20 protein-coding genes are annotated in these 25,756 nt (G+C 69.9%); 10 read left to right on the forward strand and 10 right to left on the reverse strand.

Going from position 1 to position 25,756, the window contains the following annotated elements; genetic code table 11:
- The first annotated feature begins 251 nt into the window (after positions 1 to 251).
- The 3 genes from NL1_RS27515 (at position 252) to NL1_RS27525 (ending at position 3,859) form a co-directional block, all read left to right on the forward strand.
- Positions 252 to 2,711: an ATP-dependent Clp protease ATP-binding subunit gene (locus NL1_RS27515; RefSeq protein ID WP_067845150.1), complete on the forward strand. Its 2,460-nt coding sequence runs from the start codon at positions 252 to 254 to the stop codon at positions 2,709 to 2,711.
- An 86-nt stretch (positions 2,712 to 2,797) separates the two neighbouring features.
- On the forward strand, positions 2,798 to 3,472 hold the full coding sequence (locus tag NL1_RS27520) for a LutC/YkgG family protein (RefSeq protein WP_218024492.1): 675 nt from the start codon (positions 2,798 to 2,800) through the stop codon (positions 3,470 to 3,472).
- 27 nt (positions 3,473 to 3,499) lie between these two features.
- Positions 3,500 to 3,859 carry a DUF488 domain-containing protein gene (locus NL1_RS27525; protein WP_067845152.1) on the forward strand — a complete coding sequence of 120 codons (360 nt, stop codon included), beginning with the start codon at positions 3,500 to 3,502 and terminating at the stop codon, positions 3,857 to 3,859.
- 176 nt (positions 3,860 to 4,035) lie between these two features.
- On the opposite strand, the gene NL1_RS39705 is transcribed toward NL1_RS27525, so the two are convergent.
- Both NL1_RS39705 and NL1_RS27535 read right to left on the reverse strand, forming a co-directional pair.
- Positions 4,036 to 5,100 (reverse strand): GNAT family N-acetyltransferase, encoded by a 1,065-nt coding sequence (locus NL1_RS39705; protein ID WP_245673569.1) that lies wholly within the window; start codon positions 5,098 to 5,100, stop codon positions 4,036 to 4,038.
- 167 nt (positions 5,101 to 5,267) lie between these two features.
- Complete coding sequence (locus NL1_RS27535; protein WP_067845154.1) at positions 5,268 to 5,888, reverse strand: TetR/AcrR family transcriptional regulator; 621 nt, start codon at positions 5,886 to 5,888, stop codon at positions 5,268 to 5,270.
- 113 nt (positions 5,889 to 6,001) lie between these two features.
- Here NL1_RS27535 and fabG point away from each other — a divergent pair, with 113 nt between their 5' ends.
- The 3 genes from fabG (at position 6,002) to NL1_RS27550 (ending at position 9,477) form a co-directional block, all read left to right on the forward strand.
- Positions 6,002 to 6,763: a 3-oxoacyl-ACP reductase FabG gene (fabG, locus tag NL1_RS27540; protein ID WP_067845162.1), complete on the forward strand. Its 762-nt coding sequence runs from the start codon at positions 6,002 to 6,004 to the stop codon at positions 6,761 to 6,763.
- Positions 6,764 to 6,873: 110 nt separating this feature from the next.
- Positions 6,874 to 7,299 (forward strand): hypothetical protein, encoded by a 426-nt coding sequence (locus NL1_RS27545; protein WP_156095081.1) that lies wholly within the window; start codon positions 6,874 to 6,876, stop codon positions 7,297 to 7,299.
- Between the two features lie 69 nt (positions 7,300 to 7,368).
- Positions 7,369 to 9,477: a serine/threonine-protein kinase gene (locus NL1_RS27550; RefSeq protein WP_067845167.1), complete on the forward strand. Its 2,109-nt coding sequence runs from the start codon at positions 7,369 to 7,371 to the stop codon at positions 9,475 to 9,477.
- 128 nt (positions 9,478 to 9,605) lie between these two features.
- Here the strand turns inward: NL1_RS27550 and NL1_RS27555 are convergent, their stop codons facing one another.
- The 5 genes from NL1_RS27555 to NL1_RS27575 are packed head-to-tail and all read right to left on the reverse strand — an operon-like array spanning position 9,606 to position 16,758.
- Positions 9,606 to 12,392 carry a DUF5682 family protein gene (locus NL1_RS27555; RefSeq protein ID WP_067845169.1) on the reverse strand — a complete coding sequence of 929 codons (2,787 nt, stop codon included), beginning with the start codon at positions 12,390 to 12,392 and terminating at the stop codon, positions 9,606 to 9,608.
- A complete protein-coding gene (locus tag NL1_RS27560) occupies positions 12,389 to 13,504 on the reverse strand; it encodes an ATP-binding protein (protein WP_067845171.1) in 1,116 nt (371 codons plus the stop codon). The genes NL1_RS27555 and NL1_RS27560 overlap by 4 nt, the downstream gene beginning before the upstream one ends.
- 13 nt (positions 13,505 to 13,517) lie before the next feature.
- Positions 13,518 to 14,894, reverse strand: a complete 1,377-nt coding sequence (locus tag NL1_RS27565) for a VWA domain-containing protein (protein WP_067845173.1) — start codon at positions 14,892 to 14,894, stop codon at positions 13,518 to 13,520.
- Positions 14,891 to 16,267 carry a hypothetical protein gene (locus NL1_RS27570; RefSeq protein WP_067845210.1) on the reverse strand — a complete coding sequence of 459 codons (1,377 nt, stop codon included), beginning with the start codon at positions 16,265 to 16,267 and terminating at the stop codon, positions 14,891 to 14,893. Before NL1_RS27570 ends, NL1_RS27565 begins: the two co-directional genes overlap by 4 nt.
- Positions 16,267 to 16,758, reverse strand: coding sequence for a hypothetical protein (locus tag NL1_RS27575; RefSeq protein ID WP_067845175.1), 492 nt, complete (start codon positions 16,756 to 16,758; stop codon positions 16,267 to 16,269). The genes NL1_RS27570 and NL1_RS27575 overlap by 1 nt, the downstream gene beginning before the upstream one ends.
- 297 nt (positions 16,759 to 17,055) lie before the next feature.
- Here NL1_RS27575 and NL1_RS27580 point away from each other — a divergent pair, with 297 nt between their 5' ends.
- The 3 genes from NL1_RS27580 to NL1_RS27590 all read left to right on the forward strand — a co-directional run bounded on the left by NL1_RS27580 (position 17,056) and on the right by NL1_RS27590 (position 20,333).
- Complete coding sequence (locus NL1_RS27580; protein WP_067845176.1) at positions 17,056 to 18,603, forward strand: phytoene desaturase family protein; 1,548 nt, start codon at positions 17,056 to 17,058, stop codon at positions 18,601 to 18,603.
- A 143-nt stretch (positions 18,604 to 18,746) separates the two neighbouring features.
- Positions 18,747 to 19,535, forward strand: a complete 789-nt coding sequence (locus NL1_RS27585; protein WP_067845182.1) for an SAM-dependent methyltransferase — start codon at positions 18,747 to 18,749, stop codon at positions 19,533 to 19,535.
- A gap of 72 nt (positions 19,536 to 19,607) precedes the next feature.
- Positions 19,608 to 20,333 (forward strand): ferritin-like domain-containing protein, encoded by a 726-nt coding sequence (locus NL1_RS27590; RefSeq protein ID WP_067845212.1) that lies wholly within the window; start codon positions 19,608 to 19,610, stop codon positions 20,331 to 20,333.
- Here NL1_RS27590 and NL1_RS27595 read toward each other — a convergent pair whose 3' ends face one another.
- The 3 genes from NL1_RS27595 to NL1_RS27605 form a co-directional block, all read right to left on the reverse strand.
- Positions 20,334 to 22,862: a caspase, EACC1-associated type gene (locus NL1_RS27595; protein ID WP_067845184.1), complete on the reverse strand. Its 2,529-nt coding sequence runs from the start codon at positions 22,860 to 22,862 to the stop codon at positions 20,334 to 20,336.
- Positions 22,849 to 23,235 (reverse strand): hypothetical protein, encoded by a 387-nt coding sequence (locus NL1_RS27600; RefSeq protein WP_067845186.1) that lies wholly within the window; start codon positions 23,233 to 23,235, stop codon positions 22,849 to 22,851. Before NL1_RS27600 ends, NL1_RS27595 begins: the two co-directional genes overlap by 14 nt.
- 78 nt (positions 23,236 to 23,313) lie before the next feature.
- Positions 23,314 to 24,096 (reverse strand): IclR family transcriptional regulator, encoded by a 783-nt coding sequence (locus NL1_RS27605; RefSeq protein WP_067845188.1) that lies wholly within the window; start codon positions 24,094 to 24,096, stop codon positions 23,314 to 23,316.
- Between the two features lie 88 nt (positions 24,097 to 24,184).
- On the opposite strand from NL1_RS27605, the gene hutH reads away from it, so the two are divergent.
- Positions 24,185 to 25,750 carry a histidine ammonia-lyase gene (gene hutH, locus NL1_RS27610; RefSeq protein ID WP_067845214.1) on the forward strand — a complete coding sequence of 522 codons (1,566 nt, stop codon included), beginning with the start codon at positions 24,185 to 24,187 and terminating at the stop codon, positions 25,748 to 25,750.
- Positions 25,751 to 25,756: the final 6 nt, after the last annotated feature.

Consider the following 25,756-nt stretch of genomic DNA (forward strand, 5'->3'; position numbering starts at 1 on the left):
CAGGATAGGTCCGCCCGGATGGTAGCGACCGGTTAGCCCGTCTCGACTCGATCACGAACAGAATGGTTGCCACCCCGCGGGAAACGACGGTACGTTGCGAGGGAGCGGGAGGTCGATTTCCCGTGGTCGCACCGGCGTCGGCGACGTGAGGTGTACGAGTGTGAACCGTGAGCAATTCCGGCGCCGTCTCGTCCGGCACCGTCCGTGATCCCGTTGGCGCACACCGTGCGCCGTGACGCAGCGAGGTGGTCATGACCGAGGGTTGGCCGAGTTCGATGAGTTCCTTCGACGACATCTTCCAGCGGTTCTTCGGTTCGGGAATGATGTCCCACCCACCCGTGCAGCGCACCGATCTCGGGCGTCTGATGACCGACAACGCGAAGCTGCTGATCGGCACCGCGCGCGAGGCGGCCCGGGAGTGGGGCAATCACGAGGTCACCCCCGAGCACCTGCTGTACGCGGCCACCGAGGCCGAACCCGGCCGCAGCATCATCGCCGAACTCGGCCACGATCCCGACAAGGTTGCCAACCAGATGCGGGACGCCACCGACACCGGCGAGCCCGCCGCGGATGCCGACGAACCGGTGACCCTGAGCCCGGCCGCCAAGCTCGCCCTGCGAGCGGCGCAGCGCCGCGCGGCCGAAGCGGGCAGCAGCTACATCGGACCCGAGCACGTCCTGCTCGGCATCGCGTCCCTCACCGACAGCCCGGCGGCCCACGTGCTGCTGTCCGGCGCGAAGGCCGCCCCCACCGGCCGACCGGCGAAGAGCGGGACGCCGACGCTCGACGAATACAGCCGCGACCTGACCGCGGACGCGCGGGCGGGCAAGCTGGATCCGGTGGTCGGCCGCGCCGAGGAGATCGAGCAGACGGTCGAGATCCTGTCCCGGCGCCGCAAGAACAACCCGGTGCTGATCGGTGATCCCGGCGTCGGCAAGACCGCCATCGTGGAGGGCTTGGCCCAGCGGATCGTGAACGGTGACGTGCCGAGCACGCTCGCCGACCGCCGCGTGGTCGCCCTCGACGTCGGTTCGCTCGTGGCGGGCAGCAAGTACCGCGGCGAGTTCGAGGAGCGGCTGACCAAGATCCTGGACGAGGTGCGCGGGCACTCCGGCGAACTGGTGGTGTTCATCGACGAACTGCACACCATCGTCGGCGCGGGCGCCGGCTCGGAGGGCTCGATGGACGCGGGCAACCTGCTCAAACCAGCGCTGGCGCGCGGCGATCTGCACGCGATCGGCGCGACCACCATCGACGAGTACCGCCGCCATATCGAGAAGGACGCCGCACTGGAACGGCGGTTCCAGCCGGTCCTGGTGTCGGAGCCCTCGGTCGCCGACACCATCGAGATCCTGCGCGGCCTGGTCGACGTGTACGAGGAACACCACCAGGTGCGGTATCAGGACGAGGCGCTCGTCGCCGCGGCCGAACTGTCGGACCGCTACCTCACCGACCGGTTCATGCCGGACAAGGCGATCGACCTCCTCGACCAGGCGGGCGCGCGGGTGCGGCTGCGCACCCGCACCCCCGACGCGGACCTGCGTTCCCGGGAGGAGGAGCTGGCCAGGCTGCGCCGCGAGAAGGACGCCGCGGTGGCCGCCGAGGACTACGAGAAGGCCAACGAGCTCAAGGTGCAGATCTCGGCGGCCGGGGAACGCGTCGAGGAATCCGAGCACGGCGAGGAGCCGGAGGTGACGGTCACCGACATCGCCGAGGTGGTCTCGCGCCAGACCGGCATCCCGGTCGCCGACCTCACCGTCGAAGAACGCGAGCGGCTGCTGAAGCTCGAGGAAGTGCTGCACAAACGGGTGATCGGCCAGAACGAGGCGATCGTCGCGGTCGCCGAAGCGGTGCGCAGGGCCAGAGCCGGGCTGAAGGACCCGGACCGGCCCATCGGGTCGTTCCTGTTCCTCGGACCGACGGGCGTCGGCAAGACCGAACTCGCGAAAGCCTTGGCCGAGGCCGTCTTCGGTGACGAGGACCGGCTGATCCGCTTCGACATGAGCGAGTTCCAGGAGAAGCACACGGTCTCGCGCCTGGTGGGCGCGCCGCCCGGATACATCGGCTACGACGACGCGGCCCAGCTCACCGACCGGGTGCGCAGGCAACCGTATTCGGTGATCCTGTTCGACGAGGTGGAGAAGGCGCACCCGGACGTGTTCAACGTGCTGCTGCAACTGCTCGACGACGGCCGGGTCACCGACAGCAAGGGCCGCACCGTCGATTTCAAGAACACCATCGTCATCATGACCAGCAATATCGGGTCCGACCTGATCCTCTCCGCGCCCGAAGGCGACATCGACTTGATCACGCCGCAGCTGATGGATCGGCTGAGCGCGCACTTCCGTCCGGAGTTCCTCAACCGGATCGACGAGACCATCGTGTTCCACCGCCTCGACCGGCAGGAACTGCGCAACATCGTCGATCTGGTGCTGGACGGCACCCGCCGCCTGCTGCACGCCCAGGACATCGTGCTCGATATCACGGCCCCCGCCGTGGACTGGCTCGCCGAGCACGGCTACCAGCCCGAGTACGGCGCCCGTCCGCTGCGCCGCACGGTGCAGAAAGAGCTCGACAACAAGCTGTCGCGCCTGCTGCTGGACGGCAAGCTCGGCCCGGGTGACGCGGTGCACGTCGACGCCGACGACAGCGGGTTGATCCTCGGCTCGATCGAGCACCGAGGCGGGCACACCATCGAAGCCGGAGTCTGAGCGATGTTCTCTTCCGTGCGGTACTATCGCGACGCCTCTCCGGACATAGTCGGTGAGGCGGTGGAAACCGCTGGGGGAGTGGGGTATTGGGCGACTACGAGCCGATGGCGGCGCACGTGAATTCCCGCGAGGATCTGCTGCGCCGGATCAGGGACGCGCTGGTCGAGCTACCCGACGACGAACGGGTGGTGCCGGTGCCGCGCGCCAACGCCCGCCAGACCGCGGGCCCCGAGCGCGGCGAGCTGGCCGAGCTGGTCGATCTCTTCGCCGCGCGGTTGGCCGGCCACGGCGCGCAGCTGCGCCGGACAACCGGCTCGGCCATCCCGGATCAGGTGGCCGCCGCGCTGCGCGAGCACGGCGCGCGCTCGGCGATCGCGCCCGACGGATTGCCCGGCGAATGGCTGGCCTGGTGGGCGGCCGAGGAAGGTCATCGCATCGTGCCCGACAGTCCGCTGGCGACGTCCAGCGAGCTGGAGCAGGTCGACGCGGTGGTCACCACCTGCGCGGCCGCGGCGGCCGATCCCGGCATCCTGGTGCTCGACGGCGGCGAGGGACAGAGCCGCAGGCCCGCGACGCTGGCGCCCGACTGCCACGTCTGCGTGGTGCGGGTCCAACAGATCCAGCCGTCGTTGCCGGAGGTGATGGACCGGCTCGACCCGCGCCGCCAGACCATTCTGGTCGGCGGCCCGTCGGCCGACGCCGATGCCGTGACACCCGGCGTGCACGGACCGCGCAGGCTGATCGTGCTCGTCGTGGAGTGAACCGGGACCTGGCGGAAGGACGCGGACGTGGGTGAATTCCGGACCAAGCGGATCTATGACGACCCGAGCGACGACGACGGCCGCCGCGTGCTCGTCGACCGGCTCTGGCCGCGCGGCGTCAGCAAAGAGCGGGCTCGAATCGATCTGTGGGACAAGGAGATCACCCCCTCGAACGATTTGCGCACCTGGTTTCACCACGATTCCGCTGCCGATTTCGCCGAGTTCGCCCGGCGCTACGAGGCCGAACTATCCGGGGAGCAGCAGCGGCGCGGTCTCCGGGAACTGCGCGAGCTCGCGGCCGAGCATCCTGTCACCCTGGTGACCGCGGCGAAGGATCCGGAGCACAGTCACGTCGCGGTGTTGCTGGATCAGCTGCGCGACGAGTGACGCCGGTCGTCTTCGCGCGCGATCGCTCGGTGTCTCCGCGCTCGCTGACTCGGCGCCCGATCACTCCGCGTGGTTCGGTGGCGTCGGATCGTTGAGCGTGGTTCGGTGGGGTCGGATCACTCCGCGTGGTTCCGTGGCGTCGGATCGTTCAGTGCGGTTCCGTGGCGCCCGATTGCTCACCGAAGTTCCGCGGCCCCGGTGACCTCGTCGCCCTCGACGTGCGGTCGCGCGCCGAGTCCGGTGTGGATGATCCGCCGCGCGGCGATGTTGTCCGGTGTGGTGACGGCGGTGACGCGGCGCGCACCGGACCGAGCGGCGAGCTCGCGCAACCGCGCCGCGACGCGACCGCCGATGCCTTGCCCGCGGTGCGAGCGGCCGATCCATATGCCCGCCTCGACCTCCTCGCCGTGCGGTTCGAGCCGCGCGGCGCCGACGACCCGCCCCCCGACCGTGATAACGAAGGTGCGTTCGTTCGGGCAGGTGGGGTGCAGCGCGCGGTCGCGGTGAAAGGCGAGGAACGCCTCCTTGCGTCGTGCGGTCCAGCCCGGCGGACCCGCTACCGGCGCCATGACCTCGAGCGGGTCGGCGTCGGCGACCGCCGCGTCGAGCAGCAGCGAGAGGTTGTCCTCGCTGAGCTCGCTCAGCTCGACGACCGGTTCGGCGCGCTCGCGCAGGACGGCGTCGACGCGATCGAGATGGGTCGGCGACCAGAAAGCGGCCCAGTCGGCGGCCTGGCCGAGTGTGCGGCGAATCGCCAGCACCCGATCGATGAGAACGACCAGATCGGTGAGCGCCCGCTCGCTCTCGGCGCGGTCCACGAAGCCCATGTGGATGGCGGAGTCACGCACCGTGACGATCCGCGCGAGCAGCGCCTCCGGCAGGTGCACGTCGGCGGGTGTGGCGCGGTTGAGCACCTGCACCGCCTCGAGCCCGCCCACCGTCCACAGGTCGGGTAGCGGCCGGTCCGGATCCTCCGGTCGCCCGGCCAGCGTCAGCGTCGTCTCGAGACCCGCAGGCTGGCCGCGCACGAGGTGAATGTCGATCGCGGCGAGCACGGCCTTGAGCAATGCCTCGGCGCACGCGCCGATCGAGACGGCTTGATCGATCAGCGCGAGTGGTTCGCACGCCCCGGTGCAGGCCAGCGCTCGGCGCGCGTGCGCACGCGCGAGCTCCTCCAGCGCGGCGGGCAGCCGCTCGTAGTCGACCGCGCCGAAAGCGGTGGGCCACTTGCGAAGTGCCATCGGTCGGCTCCCGAAGATCGTCGGTGCGGATGTCGGGTTGTAGATTGCCACACCGCACCCGGACCGGCCCGGGCTTTCCACGGGCCCACAGACCATTTCGACGCCGCACAGCGCCACTGTCGCTGTGCGGCGTGTGGTCGTTGTGTGGAACCGCCCGGCCGCGTGGGTCAGGTGGGGGTGGAGGGTTGTGAGGTGAGGCCGAGCAGGACCGACTGGACTTCGCGCAGACGGTCGACGTCATTGCGGATGCCCGCGGCGGTGTCGGTGTAGAGGAACGCCTCGCCCAAGCGAACGAGCGTGTACGCCAACAGCTCTCGCTCCAGGGGCGGGCGGTAGCCGTCCTCCTCCTCGACGCGGGCGATGAGTTCGGCCACGGCCGCGACCGCGCGCGGCTGGACCGGCCCGTCGCTGGCGGTGAGGATGCGCAGGCCCGAGATCGGTTCGTTCTCGAAGTAGCGCCGGAAGGGCTCGTTCACCGTCTCCCAGCGGGCGACGCGGTCGAGCACGTCGAGGATGCGCGCCGCGCCACGGGTCCGCCGCTTGGCGTCGGCGCGAATGATCATCTGCTCGTATTCCTGGAGCAGCATGGCGCCGAGCAGACCGTCCCGCGAGCCGAACCAGCGGTAGACCGAGGCACGGCTGAGCCCTAGTTCGGCGGCGATGGCCTGCACGTCCACGCGTTCACCGGCCAGGAAGGCGCGGCGGGTGAGCTCGATGACCTGTTCGCGGGTAGCCGAAGCCGGGCGTCCGGGGGAGCGAGTGGCGGCGGGCCGCGGGGGAGTGGTCACCGGGTGAATCGTACAGCCGATGACTGGGGCGGATGTTCCCATTGGAGACGCAGTGGCTGAGTTGTATTTTATGGATGTCCCTCGAATCGGACCACCCTCGAGTCAGGAGAACCATGAGCGCCCCGACTTCTCGCACGGCCATCGTCACCGGTTCCGCCCGCGGCATCGGCGCCGCCACCGCCCGCAGGCTCGCCGCGGACGGCTTCGCGGTCGCGGTCCTCGATCTGGACGAGGCGGCGTGCAAGCCCGTCGTCGAGGAGATCGAGGCCGCGGGCGGCAAGGCGCTCGCGGTGGGCGTCGACGTCTCCGACGAGCAGTCCGCCGGGGCCGCGGTGCAGCGCGTCGCCGACGAGCTCGGCGCGCCGACGGTGCTGGTGAACAACGCTGGCATCACTCGCGACAACCTGCTGTTCAAGATGAGCGTCGCCGACTGGGACTCGGTGCTGAACGTGCACCTGCGCGGCTCTTTCCTGATGAGCCGTGCCACGCAGAAGTACATGACCGAGGCCAAGTGGGGGCGCATCGTCAACCTGTCGAGCACCTCCGCGCTCGGCAACCGCGGCCAGGCCAACTACTCCGCGGCCAAGGCGGGCATGCAGGGCTTCACCAAGACGCTGGCCATCGAGCTCGGCAAGTTCGGCGTGACGGTCAACGCCATCGCCCCCGGCTTCATCGAGACCGACATGACCGCGGCCACCGCCGAGCGGCTCGGCGTGAGCTTCGAGCAGTTCCGCGAGGCGGCCGCCAAGCAGATCCCGGTCGGGCGCACCGGCAGGCCGGAGGACATCGCCAACACCGTCTCCTTCCTGGTCGGTGAAGGCGCCGGATTCGTCTCCGGACAGGTCATCTACGTGGCGGGCGGACCCACCGACTGACCCACGGGGCCGCCGGGGCGCACACGGCCACCATGATCGCCGGATGGCTCAATCCGTCGCCGTGGGAGCGATACCATCGGGAGGGGTCGGCGTCCCGGAAGGGGTACAGGATGAGCGTTGACCGGACAACTCTTCGGCGGCCGATTCGCGCCATCGTGGCGGCGAGCGCCTGTGCGGGCGCCGCCGCGATCGCCCTGGCCGCCGCGCCCGCGGCGGGCGCCACGGCGACCGGGGTCGGTGTTCTGCCCGATCTCGGCTACGGCCTCGCGACCAACTACGGCACCGGCTGCAGTTACACGATCGAGGCCTTCCTCACCGACGCCGTCTCACCGGTGTCCTTCTACGACAACGGTATTCCGCTCGCTACGGTGCGGCCGACCGGCGGCGTCGCACTGCTGAAGTGGGTGCCCGCGACGCCGGGCAGGCACACGATCAGCGTGGTGCAGGCGCCCGACGAGATCGTCACCGCGGACTACGCGGTGTCCGTCGGCACCGGCGTGCACGTCGGTCACGGGTGTGTGGTGTTCAACGGTTGATCCGCGGTGGCGCGCGGCCGGCGGGGCCGCGCCGCCGTCCGGGGGCGGTTCGCGTCACGGAGGATCGAGATGACGACCCAGCGCAGACTCGAGGTCGGATCGGAGTTCGGGCCGTACCGGCTGGTCCGGCTGATCGGTCGCGGCGGCATGGGCGAGGTGTTCGAGGCCTACGACACCGGCAAGGACCGCGTCGTCGCCATCAAGGTGCTGCCCGAGCGGCTCGCCGAAGACCCCGTCTACCGCGAGCGGTTCCGGCGGGAATCGCACGTCGCGGCGCGGCTCAAGGAACCGCACGTCATCCCGATCCACGACTACGGGGAGATCGACGGGCACCTCTACATCGACATGCGTTTGGTCGAGGGCGAGAACCTGCGCGCGGTGCTCCGCGAACGAGCGCCGCTGGCCCCTGCCGCGGCGGTCGAACTGATCAGGCAGGTGGCGGCCGCCCTGGACGCCGCGCACGCCGACGCGCTGGTGCACCGTGACATCAAGCCCGACAACATCCTGACGACGCCCGACGGTTTCGCCTATCTCGTCGACTTCGGCATCGCGCACTCCAGCACCGCCGAGGGCTTGACCGCCGACGGTTCGGCGATCGGTTCGTTCCACTACATGTCGCCGGAGCGGTTCACCTCACGCGTGGTGACCCAGGCCGCGGACATCTACGCCCTCGGCTGTGTGCTCTACGAATGCCTCACCGGCGCCCGGCCCTTCCCTGCCGACACCGACGGCGAGGTCATGCGCGCGCACATGGTCGATCCGCCGCCGCGGCCGAGCAAGCTCCGCCCGGAGATCTCGGCGGCGATGGACGCGGTGATCGCCAGGGCGCTGGCGAAGGATCCCGCCGCACGCTTCGGCAGCGCGGGGGAGTTCGCGGCCGCCGCGCAGGAGGCGCTGGACGGGCCGACAGGGCCGGCGCTACAGGACCTGCCGACGTGGGAGGCGGCGACCGGTGAGGACACCGTCACCAGCGTGGAATCCTCTGTGCCGCAGGGGACTACCGCGCGGGTCGGATCGGAGCCTCCGGGTGGGGGACCACCATCCGCGCCGCGAATCCTGCCTCTTGCCGGGGACGGCGGCGGAGCACGGTCGCCCGAGCCGCCGCAGCGGAATTTCCGGCGGACCGCGCGCAGATTGGCCGTACCCGGCCTCATCGCCGCCGTAATACTGGCGGCGGCAACGGTTCTCGTTGCCTGGGTGGCGTCGAGCAGACCTGCCGACGGAGTCGCGGTTCCCGATAGCGCCGCCCTGAACCCGGCGGACGTGGACCTGGTGGCCAGCGCGGGCTTGATCGGCTACAAGCGCGCCAATTGCGTACACCGCGAACCGGACGCCACCACCACGGCGATCGTGTTGTGCGACGCCAACGACCGGACCGGTGCCCCCACCGCCCGCCTCTTCCGGTTCCGCACCCTCGACGGGCTGCGGGAGTACTACCGGAATTTCGTCGTCGACGCCTACGACTCCACGAACTGTCCGAACGATCCGCCCGGCGCCGACGGCCCCCTCGTGGTGGACGGCGAGCCCGCGGGGCGGGATGCGTGCCTGACCAGTCGCCTCGACGACCCGGCGACGCCCAAGCCGGTGCTCGCCGTCGCCGACGAGGACCAGCTCGCGCTGGGGATCTACATCTGGGCGGACCCGAGCGACCAGCCGGCGCGCGATTACGTTGCGTCGCACCATCTCTACCATTTCCTGCCGCAGGAGAAGGCGGTCGACCCGGACTTCTTCACCCCCGCGGACCGGCGCCTCCTCGATCACCTGACCGGTGATTTCGGGCCATCGACCTGCAAGCACATGAACCTCCCCGCAGGGAGTGCGGCGGAGGCGGCGATCCACTGCGCGGCCCGCCGCGGCGACCCCGCTCCCACCTTCTTCGGTTTTCCGGACCACCGGACGATGAGCCTCGGATATCAAGCGGGGCTGGGTCAGGTGTCAGGACACGCGTGCGGTGGCGGCGGCGCGGACGAGGTGTGGCGCAAGGCCTCCGGCCCCGTCGGCCGCTTCTTCTGCTACACCGACGAGTCCGCCGCGTTCGGCGCACGGCCCTGCCTGCTGGCGGTACACGACGAATTCCGGCTCATGATCGATGTGTGCGCGCTGCCCAAGGACGATCCGGACAACGGCGTGAAGTCGGAGGCCGACCTGCTGGGTTGGTTCCGCAGCAATTTCGGCTAGCGCCACCAGGTTTCCGGTCGACCGAGTGATCTGGACTCGGCATACGCCGACCGCGTTCGGCTTGAACAGACACCCGCCCGCCGCGCCGATGGCTGTCGGCGCGGCGGACGGGCGTCCGCGTGATCGGCTCAGCTCCCCGCGGTGGGGACGAGCGCGGCGAGTGCGACCGCTGCCTCGGGGTGCCGGGCCACCAGTGCCGCGGCCTCGGTGTGCGGCGTGGCGGCCGGACGCTGCCACTCGCCGCTGTGGCCGAGCAGTGCGCCGAGCGCGTCGCAGGTCGCCGGGTGGGCGAACAGCAGATCCGAGGCCGGTCCGCCCGCCACCGGGAGGGTGGGTGCGGCTGCGGGTTGCGGTGTGCCCGTCCAGGGTGGGCTCCAGCGGTCCACCGCCGCAAGACCGGACGGGAAGGTGCGGCCCGCCTCCCTGGTGAGCGCCGGAATCAGTTCGCCTGCCTGGCCGCGCAGGGTGGTGATCAGCTTCGGCAGCCAGGGCAGCAGGATGCTGTCCGGCAACCGGCCGAAGGCCTTCGACAACAGCTCCACCACAAAGGGTTTCACGGCGGGCACCGGATCCATGGCCTGCACGAAACCGATCAGATACTGCGGGAAGGCGGGGACCACGAGCGGGTTGGCCAGCATGTCGTCGCAGCGGGTGCGCAGCTCCGGCAGGGTGAGCAGGCCGAGTTGCAGGCGCGTCGCCCACAGCAGCGCGACCTTCGCCGGGGCCTCCGGATGCGACTGCAACACCGCCAGCTCGAGCTGGGTGTGGTCGCAGCCGAGGGAGAGCGCCAGGTTCTCCATGCCGAACAGGAAGCCGAGCATGGCGGCGACCGGCCGTACGCCGGTGTTCTCATCGGTGAACGCGGTGGGCAGCAACGTGCAGTAGTGCGCGTAGCCCGCGGTGACGAACCGCCCACACCACTCCGGGAGACCGTCTTCGGTCGAGCGGAAGTAGTTGAGCAGCAGCCGGATTCGCCGCAGCACCTCCGGCGCGTCGTCCACCGAACGCTCCGCGGCGAGCAGTTCGACGGCGCGGTGACCCAGTTCGTCGGCCAGGCGCGGCGAATTCAGGTACAGCAGGGCGTCTTCCACCGCCGCAAGCGCCACCGCGGCCGTCGCGTCGGCGGCGGACACCGCCATGCGCAGCCGTTGCTCGAGCACCTGCTCGATGGTGACGCCCTCGTAGCCGAGCTCGACCAGGGCCCGCTGGTGCTTGCCGATCGCCAGGTCCCAGCTCTCCTGGATGGAGCTCTCACCCAGCGTGCGGGACCCCATGATCGGCCGCACCGCGTCCGACGGCAGCAGTCTGCGCAGGATCCACAGCAGATCCGAGCACGGCCGCAGGTGCGGCTCGGCCCGCAGGTCGAGCAGCGAGCGCTGCACGGTGCGCTTGCTGGTGTCGATGCCCAGCGGCGCCAGCCGGTCGAGCACGTCGCGGGCGAGCGGCGGCAACGCCGCGTAGCCCACCTGGCCGATGCGGTCGCCGCCGAGCAGGATCTCGCACAGCTTCTGCACGTCGCGACGGCCCGGCACATGGTCCTTCTCGATGCACGTGATCGCCGCGTCCTGGAAGTCGTACGGCGTCGGGCGGGCGCGATTGCGCATGCCCGCCAACAGGATCGAGGTCTCGAACACCGCGATCGCGTCGGCGGTGCTCGCCAGGTAGCCGTTGCGCCGGGCCAGCCGGACGATGTCGACCGACCAGTCGAGCAGCTCGGCCTCGTCGAGCGAGTCCAGCCGCGGCGGGGTGGACAGGAACCCCGTCAGCTGGTCGGCCACCGAAGCGGTGGTCACGATGGGCGGCGTGCGCTTGCTCGTCTTCTTGCTCGCGGATTTCTGGCCCGTGAGCTGGAACGGCTTGACACCGCCCTTCCGCAACCCCTTCGACCAGGTCGCCGCCGCGATCGACACCGACCCCGAGGCCAGCCCGAACTGCTCCTCGATGGCCGAGTGGCTGGACGGGATGAGCCCGTACTGCCAGGTGGTGTTCGACCGCGGCGTGATCTCGTAGGGCGCGGCGACGGCGGGCAGGCCGAACTGCTCGACCCGGCTGGCCGCGTGGAACGCCCCGCACACGTACAGGCAGTCGGCGGGGTCGGCGCCGGTCGCGTCCAGGTGTTCGCGCATCCGCGTCCACATGTAGCGCTCGCGGTTCTCGTCCTCCTCGACGCCGGTGCTGCGCAGGCGGCGGAACAGGCTGCCGATCAGCACCATGACCTGGCGGTAGGTGTCGTAATCGGCGCCTGCGAGCGGTTGTTCGACGTACTGGTCCCACCACTCCGACCAGTGCCGCACCTTGCCGTGGTGCAGCAGATGCTCCTCCAGTTCGGCGAAATGTGGTCGCAGATCACCGATGTCGATGCCGACGGCATCGCCGTGCAGCGCGCCGCCCTCGGCGGGCTCCGCCGTTTCCCCGGCGGGTGCGTCACCCTCCGGTGTGCCGCCGTTCGGCGCCCATTGGAAGACGTGGTCGGTAGAGCGGTCCACGAGCACGAGTTCGACGCCGGGAGTGTCGAGCGCGTAGGAGATGGCCTGGTATTCCGCGGACGCCTCGGTGATCGGCGCGACCACCGACAGCGGCGCCCAGGCGGCCGGGAACCCGTCGAGTTCACCGGCCCACGCCTGCACCGCGACCGGCAGCTTGCAGTTGCGCAGCTCGTCCAGGATCGGCCGCAGGTCCTCGCACAGCTCCAGATAGACGACCTTGGGTCGCTTCTCGTGCAGCCGCCGCACCATCGCCAGCCCCGAGGCGGGCGAATGATGGCAGACCGGGAAGATCTCGAGCTCGACCGCCAACGCGCGATCGACATCGTCGACGATGCCCGCCAGGATTTCCGCGACCGCGCCGGGCTCGGCCGCGAATTGTGCTGCGGCCCCGGCCAATTGCTCGCGCAGCGCGCCGAACGGACCGGTCACGAGAGCCTCGCGATCGCCGACCGGCCGCCCTCCAGGAACTCCGACCAGTCCCCGCCCGCGTTCTTGCTGCGCGGTTCGACCACGCCGTGCCAGAACTTGTTGAGGATGGCCAGATCCTCCGGCGCCCGCCGCGCCAGCGAGCCGACCAGCGAACCGGCGAGGGTGTCCGCCCGCAGAGTGCGGTCACCGAAGAACTGGCTGTGCAGGATGGCGTCCTCCAGCACGCCGATCTGCTCGGCGGTCGACAGCGCGGACTCCAGCTTTTCGTCGTCGCTGGTCGCGGCGGCGGCCGCGGATCGGAGATCGGCGAAGCTGTCGAGCAGGATGTCGAGCAGCGTGGGCGGCAGCTCCAGCTCGATCTGATGCCTGCGCAACAGTTCCGCGGTGCGGAAACGCACGATCTCGGCCTCGCTGCGCTTGTTGGTCACCACGGGGATGCGCACGAAATTGAAGCGCCGCTTGAGCGCCGAGGAGAGATCGTTCACGCCGCGGTCGCGGCTGTTGGCGGTGGCGATGATGGAGAAGCCCGGCTTGGCGAACACGACGTTGTCGTCGTCGAGTTCGGGGATGGAGACGTACTTCTCGGACAGGATCGAGATGAGCGCGTCCTGCACGTCGCTGGTGGAGCGGGTCAGCTCCTCGAAGCGACCGATCACGCCCTGCTCCATCGCGGTCATGATCGGAGACGGGATCATCGACTCCCTGGACTGCCCCTTGGCGATCACCATGGAGATGTTCCAGGAGTACTTGATGTGATCCTCCGTGGTGCCCGCGGTGCCCTGGACCACGAGCGTGGAATTCCGGCTGATGGCCGCGGAGAGCAGTTCGGCGAGCCAGCTCTTGCCGGTGCCGGGATCGCCGATCAGCAGCAGCCCGCGGTCGGAGGCCAGCGTGACGATGCTGCGCTCGACGAAACTGCGGTCGCCGAACCACTTCTGGTCGATCTGCCGGTCCAAGCCGTCGGCGCGCTCGGAGCCGAGGATGAACAGCCGCACCATCTTCGGGCTCAGCCGCCAGGCGAAAGGCTTGGGTCCGTCGTCGATCGACTCCAGCCAGTCCAGTTCCTCGGCGTACTTCAGTTCGGCGGGGGCGCGCAGCGCGGTGTCGGTCATGGTGTGAGGTCTCCTAGTCGAGAAAGTTCTTGAGTTCGAACACGAGTTTCTGGATGCGGCCCGAGATCACCGGCGTGCCCATGGCCTTGAAGCGTTCCCGGAACCAGGGATTCACGCTCTGGTGCCCGGAGCTGTTCACCGAGCCGACCGGGATGAGCTTCACGCCGTTGCGATGCACGGCCTGCATGCTCTCGTACAGCGGCTGGGAGCGGTCGAACTCGTAGAAGTCCGAGATCCACACCAGCACGGTGTTGGCCGGGTCGACGATCTTCGGCTGGGCCATCGCCATGGCGACGGGGCCGTCGTTGCCGCCGCCGAGGTTGGTGCGCAGCAGCACCTCGAAGGGGTCGTGCACCCACGGCGTCAGGTCGATGGCGCGGGTGTCGTAGGCGATCAGGTGCACGTCGACCTTGGGCAGTCCGGCGAAGATCGAGGCGAGGATGGTGCAGTTCACCATCGAATCCACCATAGAACCGGACTGGTCGACCACCACGATCATCCGCGCGGGCACGGTGCGCTTGGCGGTCTGCCGGTAGAACAGCCGATCCACGTAGAGCCGCTCGTCCTCCGGGTTCCAGTTGGTGAGGTTCTTCCAGATCGTGCGGTCCACATCCAGATTGCGCAGGATGCGCTTCGGCGGCACCGAGCGATCGATGGTGCCCGCGGTGGTCTGCTGCACCTGGGTGCGCAGCACCTCGGCGACCTGCTCCACGTAGCGGCGGATGAGCGATTTGGCGTTGGCCAGCGCGACGCCGGACAGATTCGCCTTGTCGCGCAACAGCTGTTCGAGCAGCGACATACTCGGTGTCAGCTGCGACGCCAGCGCGGGATCGGCGAGCACCTCGCGCAGCCGCATCCGCGAGACCAGGTCGGCCTCGAGATCGGCGAGCACGCCGCGCACGTCGGCGCCGCCCTCCGCGCCGAGCATGCGCCGCAACCAGCCCGCATCGCGCTGCCAGCACGCGAGCTGGTTCGCGCTGACCGTGCCGCCGCCGGTCGCGAAGACGTTCAGCAACAGCTTGGATATCAGGGCGGCCGAACGCACCTCGTCCGTGCCGATGATCGCATCGGCGCCTGTGCCGTCGGGAACAGGCTGCGCGCCGGCTTCGATTGCGTCCGGGTGCGGCTCGTCCGTGCCCTTGTCTCCGGTCAGCGATTCGGCGTCCGGCACGTGGACACCGAGCCCGTCGAATTCGGTCTCCAGCTCCGGAAAGCGTTGCACGACATTGTCGATCGAGACGCCCGGATCGAGCAGCGCCGCCGGCAGGCCGAGATCGTCGACGATCGCGACGCTCGAAGTCTCCAGCGCGGGCTGCTGCTCGCTGTCGAAAATGCCCGCCAGCAGCCGCCAGTAGAGGATCTGCCGTCGAGTCTCGTTGCTGTCGGTCATTTTCTCAGCAGCCGTCCCGCTCGTTCCCTGAGCACCGCGACCGCGTCGCCCGACTTCGCCTGTGCCTTGACAACTTTCGGGTCCGTCGGCCCGCAGGCCCAGTCGCCGCCGTGCACGTCGACCTCCACGCCCTTGGTCTTCTTGCGCACCGCGAGCGGTCGCAGCGACCACCCTCCGGCGTCCCAGCGCAGCAGGCCGAGGCACGTCGAGGAGCCGGTCACCGCGGCGGGTGTGAGCGGCCCGCAGGTAGGCAGTCGGTCCAGTTCGAGGGCGAGCCGGTGCCCGTCCAGCTCGAGCGCGCCGTCCTTGACCTTGTAGTCCTCCACCAGGACGGGCTCGCTCAGGTGCACGGGATCGCGATCGAGCGGGGGAACGGCCGGAGCGAGCGCGCCCGACAGTCCCACCCGCGCCGTGGCGAACGGATCGGCGCTCGCGCCGAGACGGGCCGACTCGTCGTGCCAGATCAGGTCGCCGCCCGCGGTCATCGGCATGCCGTCGATATCGAGGCTGAGCCGCTCGGTGATCGCTTTCATCAGCTGCGGATGGTCGGTGAACAGCTGCCAGATCGCGGGGCCGACGATCGTGTCGACCTTGGCCGCGGCGATGCCGACCCGCACCCGGCGCGTCTCGCCCGCCGCGGTCTCCAGCAGCGCGTACAGCTGGACCTGCACCGCGGTGCCGTGCTCGTGCACGTCGATGCCCAGCGGCAGCAGCCGGCCGGACACCGCCGTCGTCTCCGCGAATCCGCCGGTGCGCCACGACAACAGGAGCGCGCGGGCCCACAGATCCGCCCAGCGGCGCGCGGGCAGGCGATCCAGCGTCGCCACCGGACAGCTGGCGCGCAGCTCGGCCGTCAGGCCATCGAGCAGGACGGCGAGCCTGCGCAGGGCAGGCTCGGCCAGCAGCGCCTCGACCGTCTGATCGGCGGCGGAGACGAGGTCGTGGTCGACGCCGCGCCATCCCGTGATGGCCACCTCCTGCAGCCAGGAGCGGCTGCCCACCGCCAGGTTGTGCGGTGTGTGCGGGGATTCGGGCTGTTCCCAGGCGGCGCGCTCGCGCCCCAGGGCCGTGTCGACCCGGTCGAGCAGCGCGTCGTGCACGGCGCCGAGCAGCGCGGCCCGGCCGCCCGCCAGCGCCGACAGCTCCTCAGGGCCGATCGAGCCCGCGCTCAGTTTCGCGACCGCCTCGGCGATCGCGGACCCCAGCGGGGACCCACCGGTCGCGGCGGCGAGATTCGCCAGCGCGGCCGTGTGTTCGTCGGTGAGCCGCGCGAATCCATTGACCAGTGCGGTGTCCAATCCGGCCACCACGTCGAGTGCGTCCGCCACCCCTGGCAGCGGCTCGAGCAGTTCTGCCACATGCACGCCGAGCATCAGCGGCTCACCCCCGTCGCGGGGAACCACTGCAGTTCGGGGATCGGCGCGGTGGCGCCCGGCAGCTCCAGATACGCCAGATGGCGCAGAAATCGGCTGAACACGACGGCCGCGGGCGCGGGCTCGTGCGAGCAGTTCAGCGCGTGGTACAGGCTCGTGCCTTCGATCTCGACCCCCAGATAGCGGGCCACCCGTTCGAGGCCGTACTGCACGACCGCCTCGTCGAGCAGCGCGTCGATATGCTTGCACGGATAGGCCCCACGCAGGCCGCCGCACGGCCGATTGTTGTTGGTACTGCAGCTGAGTCCGTGCGTCTTCGCCGCCACCGACGAGACGTACACCCGCGCGATATCCGATCCGCTCGACACCACGCCCTGCAACCGCCCGTCCGCCATCTCGACGAAGGGCACCTTGGCCAGCTTGCGCGGCGCCACGACGGGCAGCGTCTGTACCACCGCCGCCCGCTCCCACTCGCGGTCACCCGAGTCCATCGCGTTCCCTCCCGTTTCTCTCCATGACCGAAAACCTACGCGAGCCCACTGACAAGTTCGCGGCCCGGTTGTCGATCTTGATAAAGACGACAAACGCTGTCGCGCAGGGTCTTTCGGAATCGGTGATGTTGTCGGTACCGGCTGCTAACCTCCCGCTGGGCGATGCTGCGCGCGGCCCGCTGCACCATGCGCGGGAGCGCGCCGGGACGGTTCCACCGCGCCCCGCCGCGACAGCTCGACTCAGCTGGCGGCGCGTCGGCGTCCCCGGCTCCGGCGCGGCCGTGGTATCGAGGACGGATGACACCGACGCGCTCTTCCTACGACGTTGTGGTGGTCGGCGGCGGCCACAACGGCTTGGTCGCCGCCGCCTATCTGGCGCGGGCAGGGCGCTCGGTGCTGCTGCTCGAACGGCAATCGCACACGGGCGGCGCGGCGGTGTCGGAACGCCTCTTCTCCGGCGTCGATGCACGGGTGTCGCGGTACTCGTATCTGGTGAGCCTGTTGCCCGCGAGCATCGTGCGGGACCTGGATCTGCGGTTCCACACCCGCCGCAGGCGGATCTCGTCCTACACCCCGGTGGGTGACACAGGGCTACTCGTCGACACCGGATCCGAGGCGCGCACCAGGGCGAGTTTCGAACGGCTGACCGGCTCGGATCGGGACTTCGAAGCGTGGCAGCGGTTCTACGCGCGCACCGGCCGGATGGCGCAGCGGGTATTCCCCACCCTGACCGAGCCGCTGCCGACGCGGACCGAGTTGCGCAGGATCGTCGCGGACGACGCGCTCTGGGAGGAACTGTTCGAGCGGCCGCTCGGGGAGACGATCGAAGCGACCTTCGCCGACGACACCGTCCGCGGCGTCGTGCTCACCGACGCGCTGATCGGCACGTTCACCCACGCCCACGATCCCACGCTGAAGCAGAACCGCTGCTTCCTCTATCACGTGATCGGCGGCGGCACCGGCGACTGGGACGTCCCGGTGGGCGGCATGGGCGCGCTCACCGACGCACTGGCCGACGCGGCCCGCGCTGCGGGGGCCGAACTGATCACCGGGTGCGCGGTGACCGGTGTCGACAGCGACGGCGTCGCGGCGCAGGTGCGCTATGAAGGCGGCACGGTCGGCGCGCGACACGTCCTGGTGAATGCCGCGCCGCACGAGCTGGCACGCCTGCTCGGCGCGCCGGACGAGCCGAAACCCGAAGGCTCCCAACTGAAAGTGAACATGGTGCTGCGGCGCCTGCCACGCCTGCGGGACACCACGACCGATCCCGCCGAGGCCTTCGCGGGCACCTTCCACATCGCCGAATCGTATGCCGCGCTGGAACAGTCCTATCGGGAGGCGGAGGCCGGACGGATCCCTTCGGCGCCGCCGTCCGAAATCTACTGCCACACCCTGACCGATCCCTCGATCCTGTCCGACGACGCCGCGGCCCGCGGTATGCACACCCTCACGCTCTTCGGTTTGCACACTCCCGCAAGGCTTTTCCACGACGATCCCGAGGCGGCTCGCATCGCAGCCGGGAAAGGCGTGCTCGCGCAACTGGATCGGGTGCTGGCCGAGCCGATCGCCGAGTGCCTCGCCGAGGACGCCGACGGCGCGCCCTGCCTGGAGGTGAAGTCTCCGCTCGATCTGGAGCGCGAGGTCGGATTGCCCGGAGGCCATATCTTCCACCGCGATCTGGCGTTTCCCTATCGCGAGGACGACAGCGCGACGGATCCTGCCGAACGCTGGGGCGTCGCGACCGGTGTGCGCAATGTCTTCCTGTGCGGTGCGGGCGCGGTGCGCGGCGGCGGCGTCAGCGGCATTCCCGGCCACAATGCCGCGCGGGCCGTGCTCGAGTCGTGAACCGTCCGCCGGATATTTTTCAGCGACTCCCGGTGGCTGTAGACAGTCTTCGTCCCGTGGACGACATCAGCGAACTATCGGATACCGCAACACGATCGGCTGTACAGTCTCCGCGACTCGCCGATTTTCGTCCAGGAGCCTCCATGGCAGACAAGCGCCCCATCCGTACCGATATCCCGCACTCGGCGCGAATCTGGAACTACTGGCTGGGCGGCCGCGACTACTACGAGGCGGATCGGATGGCGGGCGAAGCCGGTGTCGCGGGGTATCCCGAAATCAAGGCCATGGCGATCCAGTCGCGGCAGTTCCTGATCCGCGCCGTGCAGTACCTGGCCGCCGACGCGGGCATCCGCCAGTTCCTCGACATCGGCACCGGACTGCCGACCATGCAGAACACCCACGAGGTGGCCCAAGCCGCCGCCCCCGATTCCAGGATCGTGTACGTGGACAACGATCCGCTCGTCCTCGCGCACGCCAGGGCGCTGCTGGTCAACACCACCGACGAGGGCGTGACCACCTACCTGGAGGCGGATTTCCATCAGCCCGACGTGATCCTCGCCGACGCGCGCAACGTGCTGAACTTCAGCAAACCGATCGCGGTCCTGTTCATCGGCGTGCTCGGACACGCGCGCAGCTACGGCGAGGTGCGGCGCGTGGTCGACGCCATGATGGACGGTGTGCCCTCGGGCAGCTACCTGGCGCTCAACGACGGCGCCACCGACGACCGGGCGTACGTGCGGATGTGCGAGAACTACGCCAAAACCGGTGGGGTTCCGTACAACCCGCGCAGCTCCGCCGAGATCACCGGGATCTTCGAGGGACTGGAGCTGGTCGAACCCGGGGTGGTGCCGATCAATCATTGGCGCACCGACGAGGCTGCCCACGGCATCCGCGGCACCTCGGCGTGGGGTGGTGTCGGCCGGAAGCCGTGAGCGCAGGCATCTTCACGAAATCTCCACCGCGCCACCCGGAGATCGGCGCATCGTGCTCCTAGGGTGGCCTACATGGTGATCGAGCAGCTCGAATCGAACGAATTCACCCGGTGGACAAGGGAATTCGAGGCGAAAGCGCGTGCGAGGGCGGCGGCGGGCGACCCGGACTGGAGTCGCGGAGCCCGGCTGCACCCGGCGATCACGCGCAGCGTGCAGCGGTTCCAGGTCGGGGAGAGCGGCGACGGCGCCGACCTCATTGCCAAAGCCGAACGCGCCGGGGACCCGGTGTACACGGCGGCGGTCCGGTTGTTCGTCGACGAGGAACGCAACCATGCCCGGCTGCTCGCCCAGCTGCTGCGCGCGGCAGGGCAGCCGACCATCGCGCGGCACTGGACCGACGCCGTGTTCGTATGGCTGCGCCGGGCGCTGGGCCTGCGACTCGAACTGATGGTGCTGATGGTGGCCGAAATCGTTGCGCTGCAGTACTACCGAGCCCTCCGTGACGGCACCGACGATCCGCTGACCACGCGGGTCGCCGCCCTGATTCTCGACGACGAACGCAGGCACGTCCCCTTTCACACCCAGCGACTCCGCGCGGCCTTCGCGGGCACCCGTCTTCCCGCCCGGCTGGCGGCCCGCGCCTTCTGGTGGATCATCCTGACCGGCGCCACCCTCGTCGTCGCACACGACCACGGCCGCGCACTGCGCGAACTTGGCTGCTCCCGAACCGAATTCGTGCGCGCGACGCTCGGTCTCTTCGCGACGATCGGGCCGACGGCCCTCCGCGGCCGATACTGATCACGACGAATCGGAGTCGTTCGCGGGCTTTTCGACAATCGCGTGCGCTGGATTCACCCGGGCCGCCTCATGAGCGCGGGCGGTCTCGAGGGTGACGTTCATCTGTACGGATCGTCCCGATTCGAGATCTTTCACCTGCATGTGCACGAGCCTGTTCGCGTCGATGTCGACGGACACCTCGATCTCGGCGACGCCCCGCGGCTGGGGCGTCAGCCCGCCCAGCTCCAGCACCCCGATTCTCCGATTTCGTGACGCGAGGCGGCTTTCCCCTTCGAACAGCTGCACTTGGACGTGCCGTTGATCGTCGACAGCGGTCGTGAAGTTCAGTGATCGCTTGGTGGGCGCGGTGGTGTTGCGCTCGATGATCGGCACGATGCGTCCGTTGACATCCGCCACGCCGACGGTCGACGGGCTGACGTCCAGCAACAGCGTGTCTTTCACCTGCCCGATCAGCACGGCCGCCTGGAGCGTCGCACCCAGCACGACGCCGTCGGGAATCACTTCCCTGCGCGGCTGCCGACCCGTGACGTCCTGAACAAGGCCGACGATCGCGGGCATCCGGGTGGCTCCGCCGACGAGCGCGATCTGGTGCAGCCGCGCCGTCGTGAGGTACGCATCGCGCACCGCGCGTTGGATCAGCGTCCGGCACCGGTCGATCAGGTCCCGCGTCAGCTCTTCGAATTCCGTTCTGGTCACGGGCAATTCCAGGTCGATCGGTCCATTCGGGCCGACGCAGATCGTGGGCAGCGAGATCTCCGTGGACATCCGCGCGGACAGCTCGATCTTGGCTCGCTCGGCCGCTTCGCGAAGCCGTGCCATCGCTGCCTGGTCCGCCGACAGGTCGATCCCGTGTTGCCTGCGGAACCGTCCGACGGCGTGATCGACGAGCCGATCGTCCCAATCCACCCCGCCGAGCCGGTTGTCACCCCCGGTGGCGAGCACCTCGACCACGCCGTCGCTGATCTCGAGGACAGAGACATCCAGTGTGCCCCCGCCCAGATCGAACACCATGATCGTTTGTTCGGTCTCCGCATTCGCACCGTAGGCCAGCGCCGCCGCGGTGGGTTCGTTCAGCAAACGCATCACGTTCAGCCCGGCGAGGGCGGCGGCCTCGACAGTGGCGCCTCGTTGGATCAGGTCGAAGTGCGCCGGGATCGTGATGACGACGTCGCGCACCGCGGCACCGATGAATCGTTCGGCAGCCAGCCGTAATTCGGTGAGCAGTGTCGCGGCGACGCCGACGGGAGTATAGGTGCGGCCGAACGCGCGAAAGCGCTCGTCGGTGCCGAGCGCCAGCTTGACGCGGGAGAACGTGCTCGCGGGGTTGATCGTCGCCCGCCGCCGCGCTTCCTCCCCGACGATCCAGTTCCCGGTCTCGGTCACGGCGGCCACACTCGGCATCGTCCGCTCACCGATCGCGGTGAGCGCGACCCGGACGTCGTCGTCGAGGAACACCGCGATGGCGGAGTTGGTGGTGCCGAAGTCGATGCCCACCGCATACCTGGTTCGCGGACGATCACCGCCCGGCGGCCGCGACACGCCCCGCTCGGCACCGACGGGCAGTTCCCCGAGTCCCCGCGAAAACCACAGCTGCTGAGCAAGTTTCGCCACCGCCGGATCGGGATCCGACACCAGCGCGGTCAGATCCACCCGCGCCGCATCCCGGACCTCGGGCCGCCAGCTGCCCAGCAGGTTCTCCAGTTCGTGCAGCGCGCCGATCCGCTGCCACGCCAGCTTGCTGCGCAGCGCATCCCGGATGTCGCCCGGCACGTGCCGCGGCCGGGCGGCGACATTGCGGGCGAGGTACAGCGCGCCCTGGACGCTGGCGACGCTGCGCGTGGGGGTCTGGTTCGGGGCGCGGCGGCGCACGGCCTCGTGCACATAGCCGTACAGGTCGTCGATGCTGATCCAGCCGTCACCGTCGAGATCCGCATCCCCGGAACGCAATCCGTGCACGACCGCGCTGGTGAACACGGACGGTTCCGCCGCGGCGCGGCTCGTCGCCTCGGATTCGTGACTGAACTGCAGCGAGGTCGACGCCGTGATGACCACGCGCCCGCGGCCGGAGAACGGCTCACGCACGTCGACGGATTCGGCGGCCGAGCGCGTGCGCAGGCCGCGGGAGAACGCGCCGCTGTAGCAACAGTCGAGCATCAGCACGGTCTTGTTCGAGCGGCTTCCCTCGATCTGGTCGCTGATGAAGGTCGAGTCGATGCCGGTCGAGGCGACGTAGGTCTTCTCGGTGTCGGTGCCGACCAGGTAGAGGCGGTTGTGCCTGTCCTTCTGGCCGTGGCACGAGATGTGCAGCAGCAGTAGATCATCGCCGCCCGCGCCGCGGAAGAAGGTCTCGATCGCCTTGCGGCACTGCGCGGCCGTGCCGTCGCGCAGCACCTGCACCTCGAATCCGGCGATATCCGGGTCGGCGAGAACCGCCTGGAGTTCCGCCGCGTCGCGCTCCGCCCCGGGCAGTTCGGCGTAGGCCGGATCGTCGTAGTGCTGGTTGGCGATGATCAGGCTACGGTTGACCATCGTCGGCCGCTCGACGCCCAGCGAGGAACCGCTCGACGAGCGCGCGTTCCTCTTCCGTTGCGACACTGCTGATTTCGAGCTCGTCCTCGCCGAGTTTGATGCGGATCGAGCCGCGTTCGCGACGCACCAGCCAGCTCTTGGCGACTTCGGTCGCCATCTGCAACACGGCGGGGGAGGAGACGGTGGCGACGATGGAGGCCACGGTGGTCACGTCACCGGCGCGCGTGCCCGCCGGGGCCGTGCCGATCACCGGGCGATCGAGATCCTCCAGGCCGAGCTCGAGTAGTTCGGCGAGCAGCAGGTTGCTGTCCTCGCTGAGCAGCTCCGGGTCGGCGCCGTCGTCGACGAGACAGAATTCGACCTGTTCGCGCATCGAGATCCCCCCGGGTGTGTTGTCGCTGCGACCTTTTCGGGACCCTCAATATAGGCGGTTTCGCGGGGGCCGACCGGATTATTCGGTGCGGCCGCCGATTCGGTGGGTGAGGGCGTCGGCGGCGGCGCGGACGCGGGCGGCCAGCGGGGTCCAGTCGGCGTCGCAGGGATCGTGCGGGCAGTGGTGGCGCAGGGTGACGCTGATGGCGGCGATGGGGTGGTGGGCGTGGTCGAAGACGGGGTAGGCGACCGATGCGAAACCGGGGGTGACGTGGCCGTCTTCGCAGGCCCAGCCGCGGCGGCGCTCGTCGGCCAGCACGCTGCGCAGCGCGGCGAGGCCGGCCGGGCCGCGGTCGGTGCGGGTCACGAAGGATGCCACGGTGGGGAACAGGGCGCGCACGTGTGCGGCGGGGAGATGGGCGAGGATGGCGCGGCCCGAGGCGGTGAGGTGCGCGGGCAGCCGGACGCCGACGTCGGTGACGAGGGTCTCCGGACGCGCCGGGCGTTCCTTGATCAGGTACAGCAGTTCGTTGCCGTGCAGCACCCCGAGGTGCGCGTTGTGCCCGACCTGTTCGACGAGTTCGCGCAGCAGCGGCCCGGCGAGGCGCTCGAGCGGGTCGTGCCGGAGGTAGGCGGCGCCGAGTTCGAACGCGGCGATGCCGAGACCGTAGCGGCGCTCGGCGGGCAGGTGGGTGACGAAGCGGGCCTGAGTCAGCTCGGCGAGCAGGTGGTAGGTGGACGAGCGAGGCAGGCCGAGTTCGCGGGCGATGGTGGCCGCCGACACCGGACCGGGCCTGCTCGCGAGTAGCCGCAGCACCGCGAGTCCGCGGCGCAGTGCGGGGATGTCGCTGCTCGCGCCCACCGGTGCCTCCTCGGTATGTCTGGGATATCAGACCGAATCCGGCGTGGCCTCATTCTCCACCGGCCCTCGCGGTTGTGGAATGGAAGCCATGGCGGATATTGCGTCACAGGTGGAGATCGATGGGCCGCTGACCAGGGCACAGGTCGTCGCGGTCGCGCGCGACGGCGTCCAGGTCCGGTTGAGCGCCGCCGCCGAGCGGCGCCTGATCGCCGCCCGCCAGCATGTCGACGCCTTGGCCGAGGCGCCGACGCCGACCTACGGCGTCTCCACCGGATTCGGTGCGCTGGCCGTTCGCCACATCCCACCGCGGCGCCGCGCCGCGCTGCAACGCTCGCTGATCCGCTCCCATGCCGCGGGCGCGGGCCCCGCCGTGGAGCGGGAGGTCGTGCGCGCACAGATGGTCCTGCGTCTGCGCACCCTCGCCTCGGGGTACACCGGAGCCCAGCCGGGGACCGCGCACGCGCTGGCCGCCGTGCTCAATGCGGGCATCACGCCCGAGGTGCACGAATTCGGCTCGCTCGGCTGCTCCGGCGATCTCGCGCCGCTGGCGGCGGTGGCGCTCGCGCTCATGGGCGAAGGCACGGTGACCGATGCCGCGGGGCGCCCGATGGCAGCCGGAAAAGCGTTGCGCGCCAGCGGAATAACGCCTGTCGTCCTCGCGGAGAAGGAGGGGCTCGCCCTCACCAACGGCACCGACGGCATGCTGGGCATGTTGGTGCTCGCGCTCGCCGACCTGCACCGGCTGCTCGACGTCGCCGACCTCACCGCCGCCATGAGCGTCGAGGCGCTGCTCGGCACCGATCGCGTCTTCGCCGCCGATCTGCAAGCCTTGCGGCCCCATCCGGGTCAGGCGTACGCGGCGGCGCGGATGCGGGCCGCGCTGGCCGGGTCCGAGATCGTGGCCAGTCACCGGGATTGTCATCGGGTACAGGACGCCTATTCGCTGCGGTGCGCGCCGCAGGTGCACGGCGCGGCGCGCGACACCGTGGCCCACGCGGAGACGGTGGCCGACCGCGAGCTGGCCGCTGCCATCGACAATCCGGTCGTGCTGGCCGACGGGCGCCTGGAATCCAACGGCAACTTCCACGGCGCGCCGCTGGCCTACGTGCTCGACTTCCTCGCCATCCCGGTCGCCGATGTCGCGAGCATGGCCGAACGGCGCACCGACCGCATGCTGGATGTCGCTCGCTCACATGGACTTCCGGCATTCCTGGCCGAGGATCCCGGCGTCGATTCCGGGCACATGATCGCCCAGTACACCCAGGCGGCCCTCGTCAGTGAACTGAAGCGGATCGCCGTCCCGGCCTCGGTGGATTCCATCCCGAGCAGCGCGATGCAGGAGGACCACGTGTCCATGGGCTGGTCGGCCGCGCGCAAACTCCGCGCGGCGGTGGACGGGCTCACCACCGTGCTCGCGGTGGAGTACCTCACCGCCGCCCGCGCCCTCGAGTTGCGCGCCCCGCTGCGCCCGGCGACCGCTACCGCCGCCGCGGTCGCGCTGTTGCGCACGAGGGTGGAGGGACCGGGACCGGATCGGCATCTGGCCCCCGAGATCGCGGCCGCCGCGGACCTGATCCGCGACGGTGCGCTGCTGCGCGCGGTCGCACCGCACCTGGCCGCGGAGCAGGCACCCGACGAACGGAGGCAGCCGTGACAGCGG

It is taken from the genome of Nocardia lijiangensis NBRC 108240 (genome assembly GCF_001613045.1).
GTDB lineage: Bacteria > Actinomycetota > Actinomycetes > Mycobacteriales > Mycobacteriaceae > Nocardia > Nocardia lijiangensis.

Coding starts and splice junctions, on each gene's coding strand:
- NL1_RS27515 (WP_067845150.1), top strand. CDS start 252: ATGACCGAGGGTTGGCCGAGTTCGATGAGTTCCTTCGACGACATCTTC.
- NL1_RS39705 (WP_245673569.1), bottom strand. CDS start 5,100: ATGGCACTTCGCAAGTGGCCCACCGCTTTCGGCGCGGTCGACTACGAG.
- fabG (WP_067845162.1), top strand. CDS start 6,002: ATGAGCGCCCCGACTTCTCGCACGGCCATCGTCACCGGTTCCGCCCGC.
- NL1_RS27545 (WP_156095081.1), top strand. CDS start 6,874: ATGAGCGTTGACCGGACAACTCTTCGGCGGCCGATTCGCGCCATCGTG.
- NL1_RS27550 (WP_067845167.1), top strand. CDS start 7,369: ATGACGACCCAGCGCAGACTCGAGGTCGGATCGGAGTTCGGGCCGTAC.
- NL1_RS27560 (WP_067845171.1), bottom strand. CDS start 13,504: ATGACCGACACCGCGCTGCGCGCCCCCGCCGAACTGAAGTACGCCGAG.
- NL1_RS27565 (WP_067845173.1), bottom strand. CDS start 14,894: ATGACCGACAGCAACGAGACTCGACGGCAGATCCTCTACTGGCGGCTG.
- NL1_RS27570 (WP_067845210.1), bottom strand. CDS start 16,267: ATGCTCGGCGTGCATGTGGCAGAACTGCTCGAGCCGCTGCCAGGGGTG.
- NL1_RS27575 (WP_067845175.1), bottom strand. CDS start 16,758: ATGGACTCGGGTGACCGCGAGTGGGAGCGGGCGGCGGTGGTACAGACG.
- NL1_RS27580 (WP_067845176.1), top strand. CDS start 17,056: ATGACACCGACGCGCTCTTCCTACGACGTTGTGGTGGTCGGCGGCGGC.
- NL1_RS27585 (WP_067845182.1), top strand. CDS start 18,747: ATGGCAGACAAGCGCCCCATCCGTACCGATATCCCGCACTCGGCGCGA.
- NL1_RS27590 (WP_067845212.1), top strand. CDS start 19,608: ATGGTGATCGAGCAGCTCGAATCGAACGAATTCACCCGGTGGACAAGG.
- NL1_RS27595 (WP_067845184.1), bottom strand. CDS start 22,862: ATGGTCAACCGTAGCCTGATCATCGCCAACCAGCACTACGACGATCCG.
- NL1_RS27600 (WP_067845186.1), bottom strand. CDS start 23,235: ATGCGCGAACAGGTCGAATTCTGTCTCGTCGACGACGGCGCCGACCCG.
- hutH (WP_067845214.1), top strand. CDS start 24,185: ATGGCGGATATTGCGTCACAGGTGGAGATCGATGGGCCGCTGACCAGG.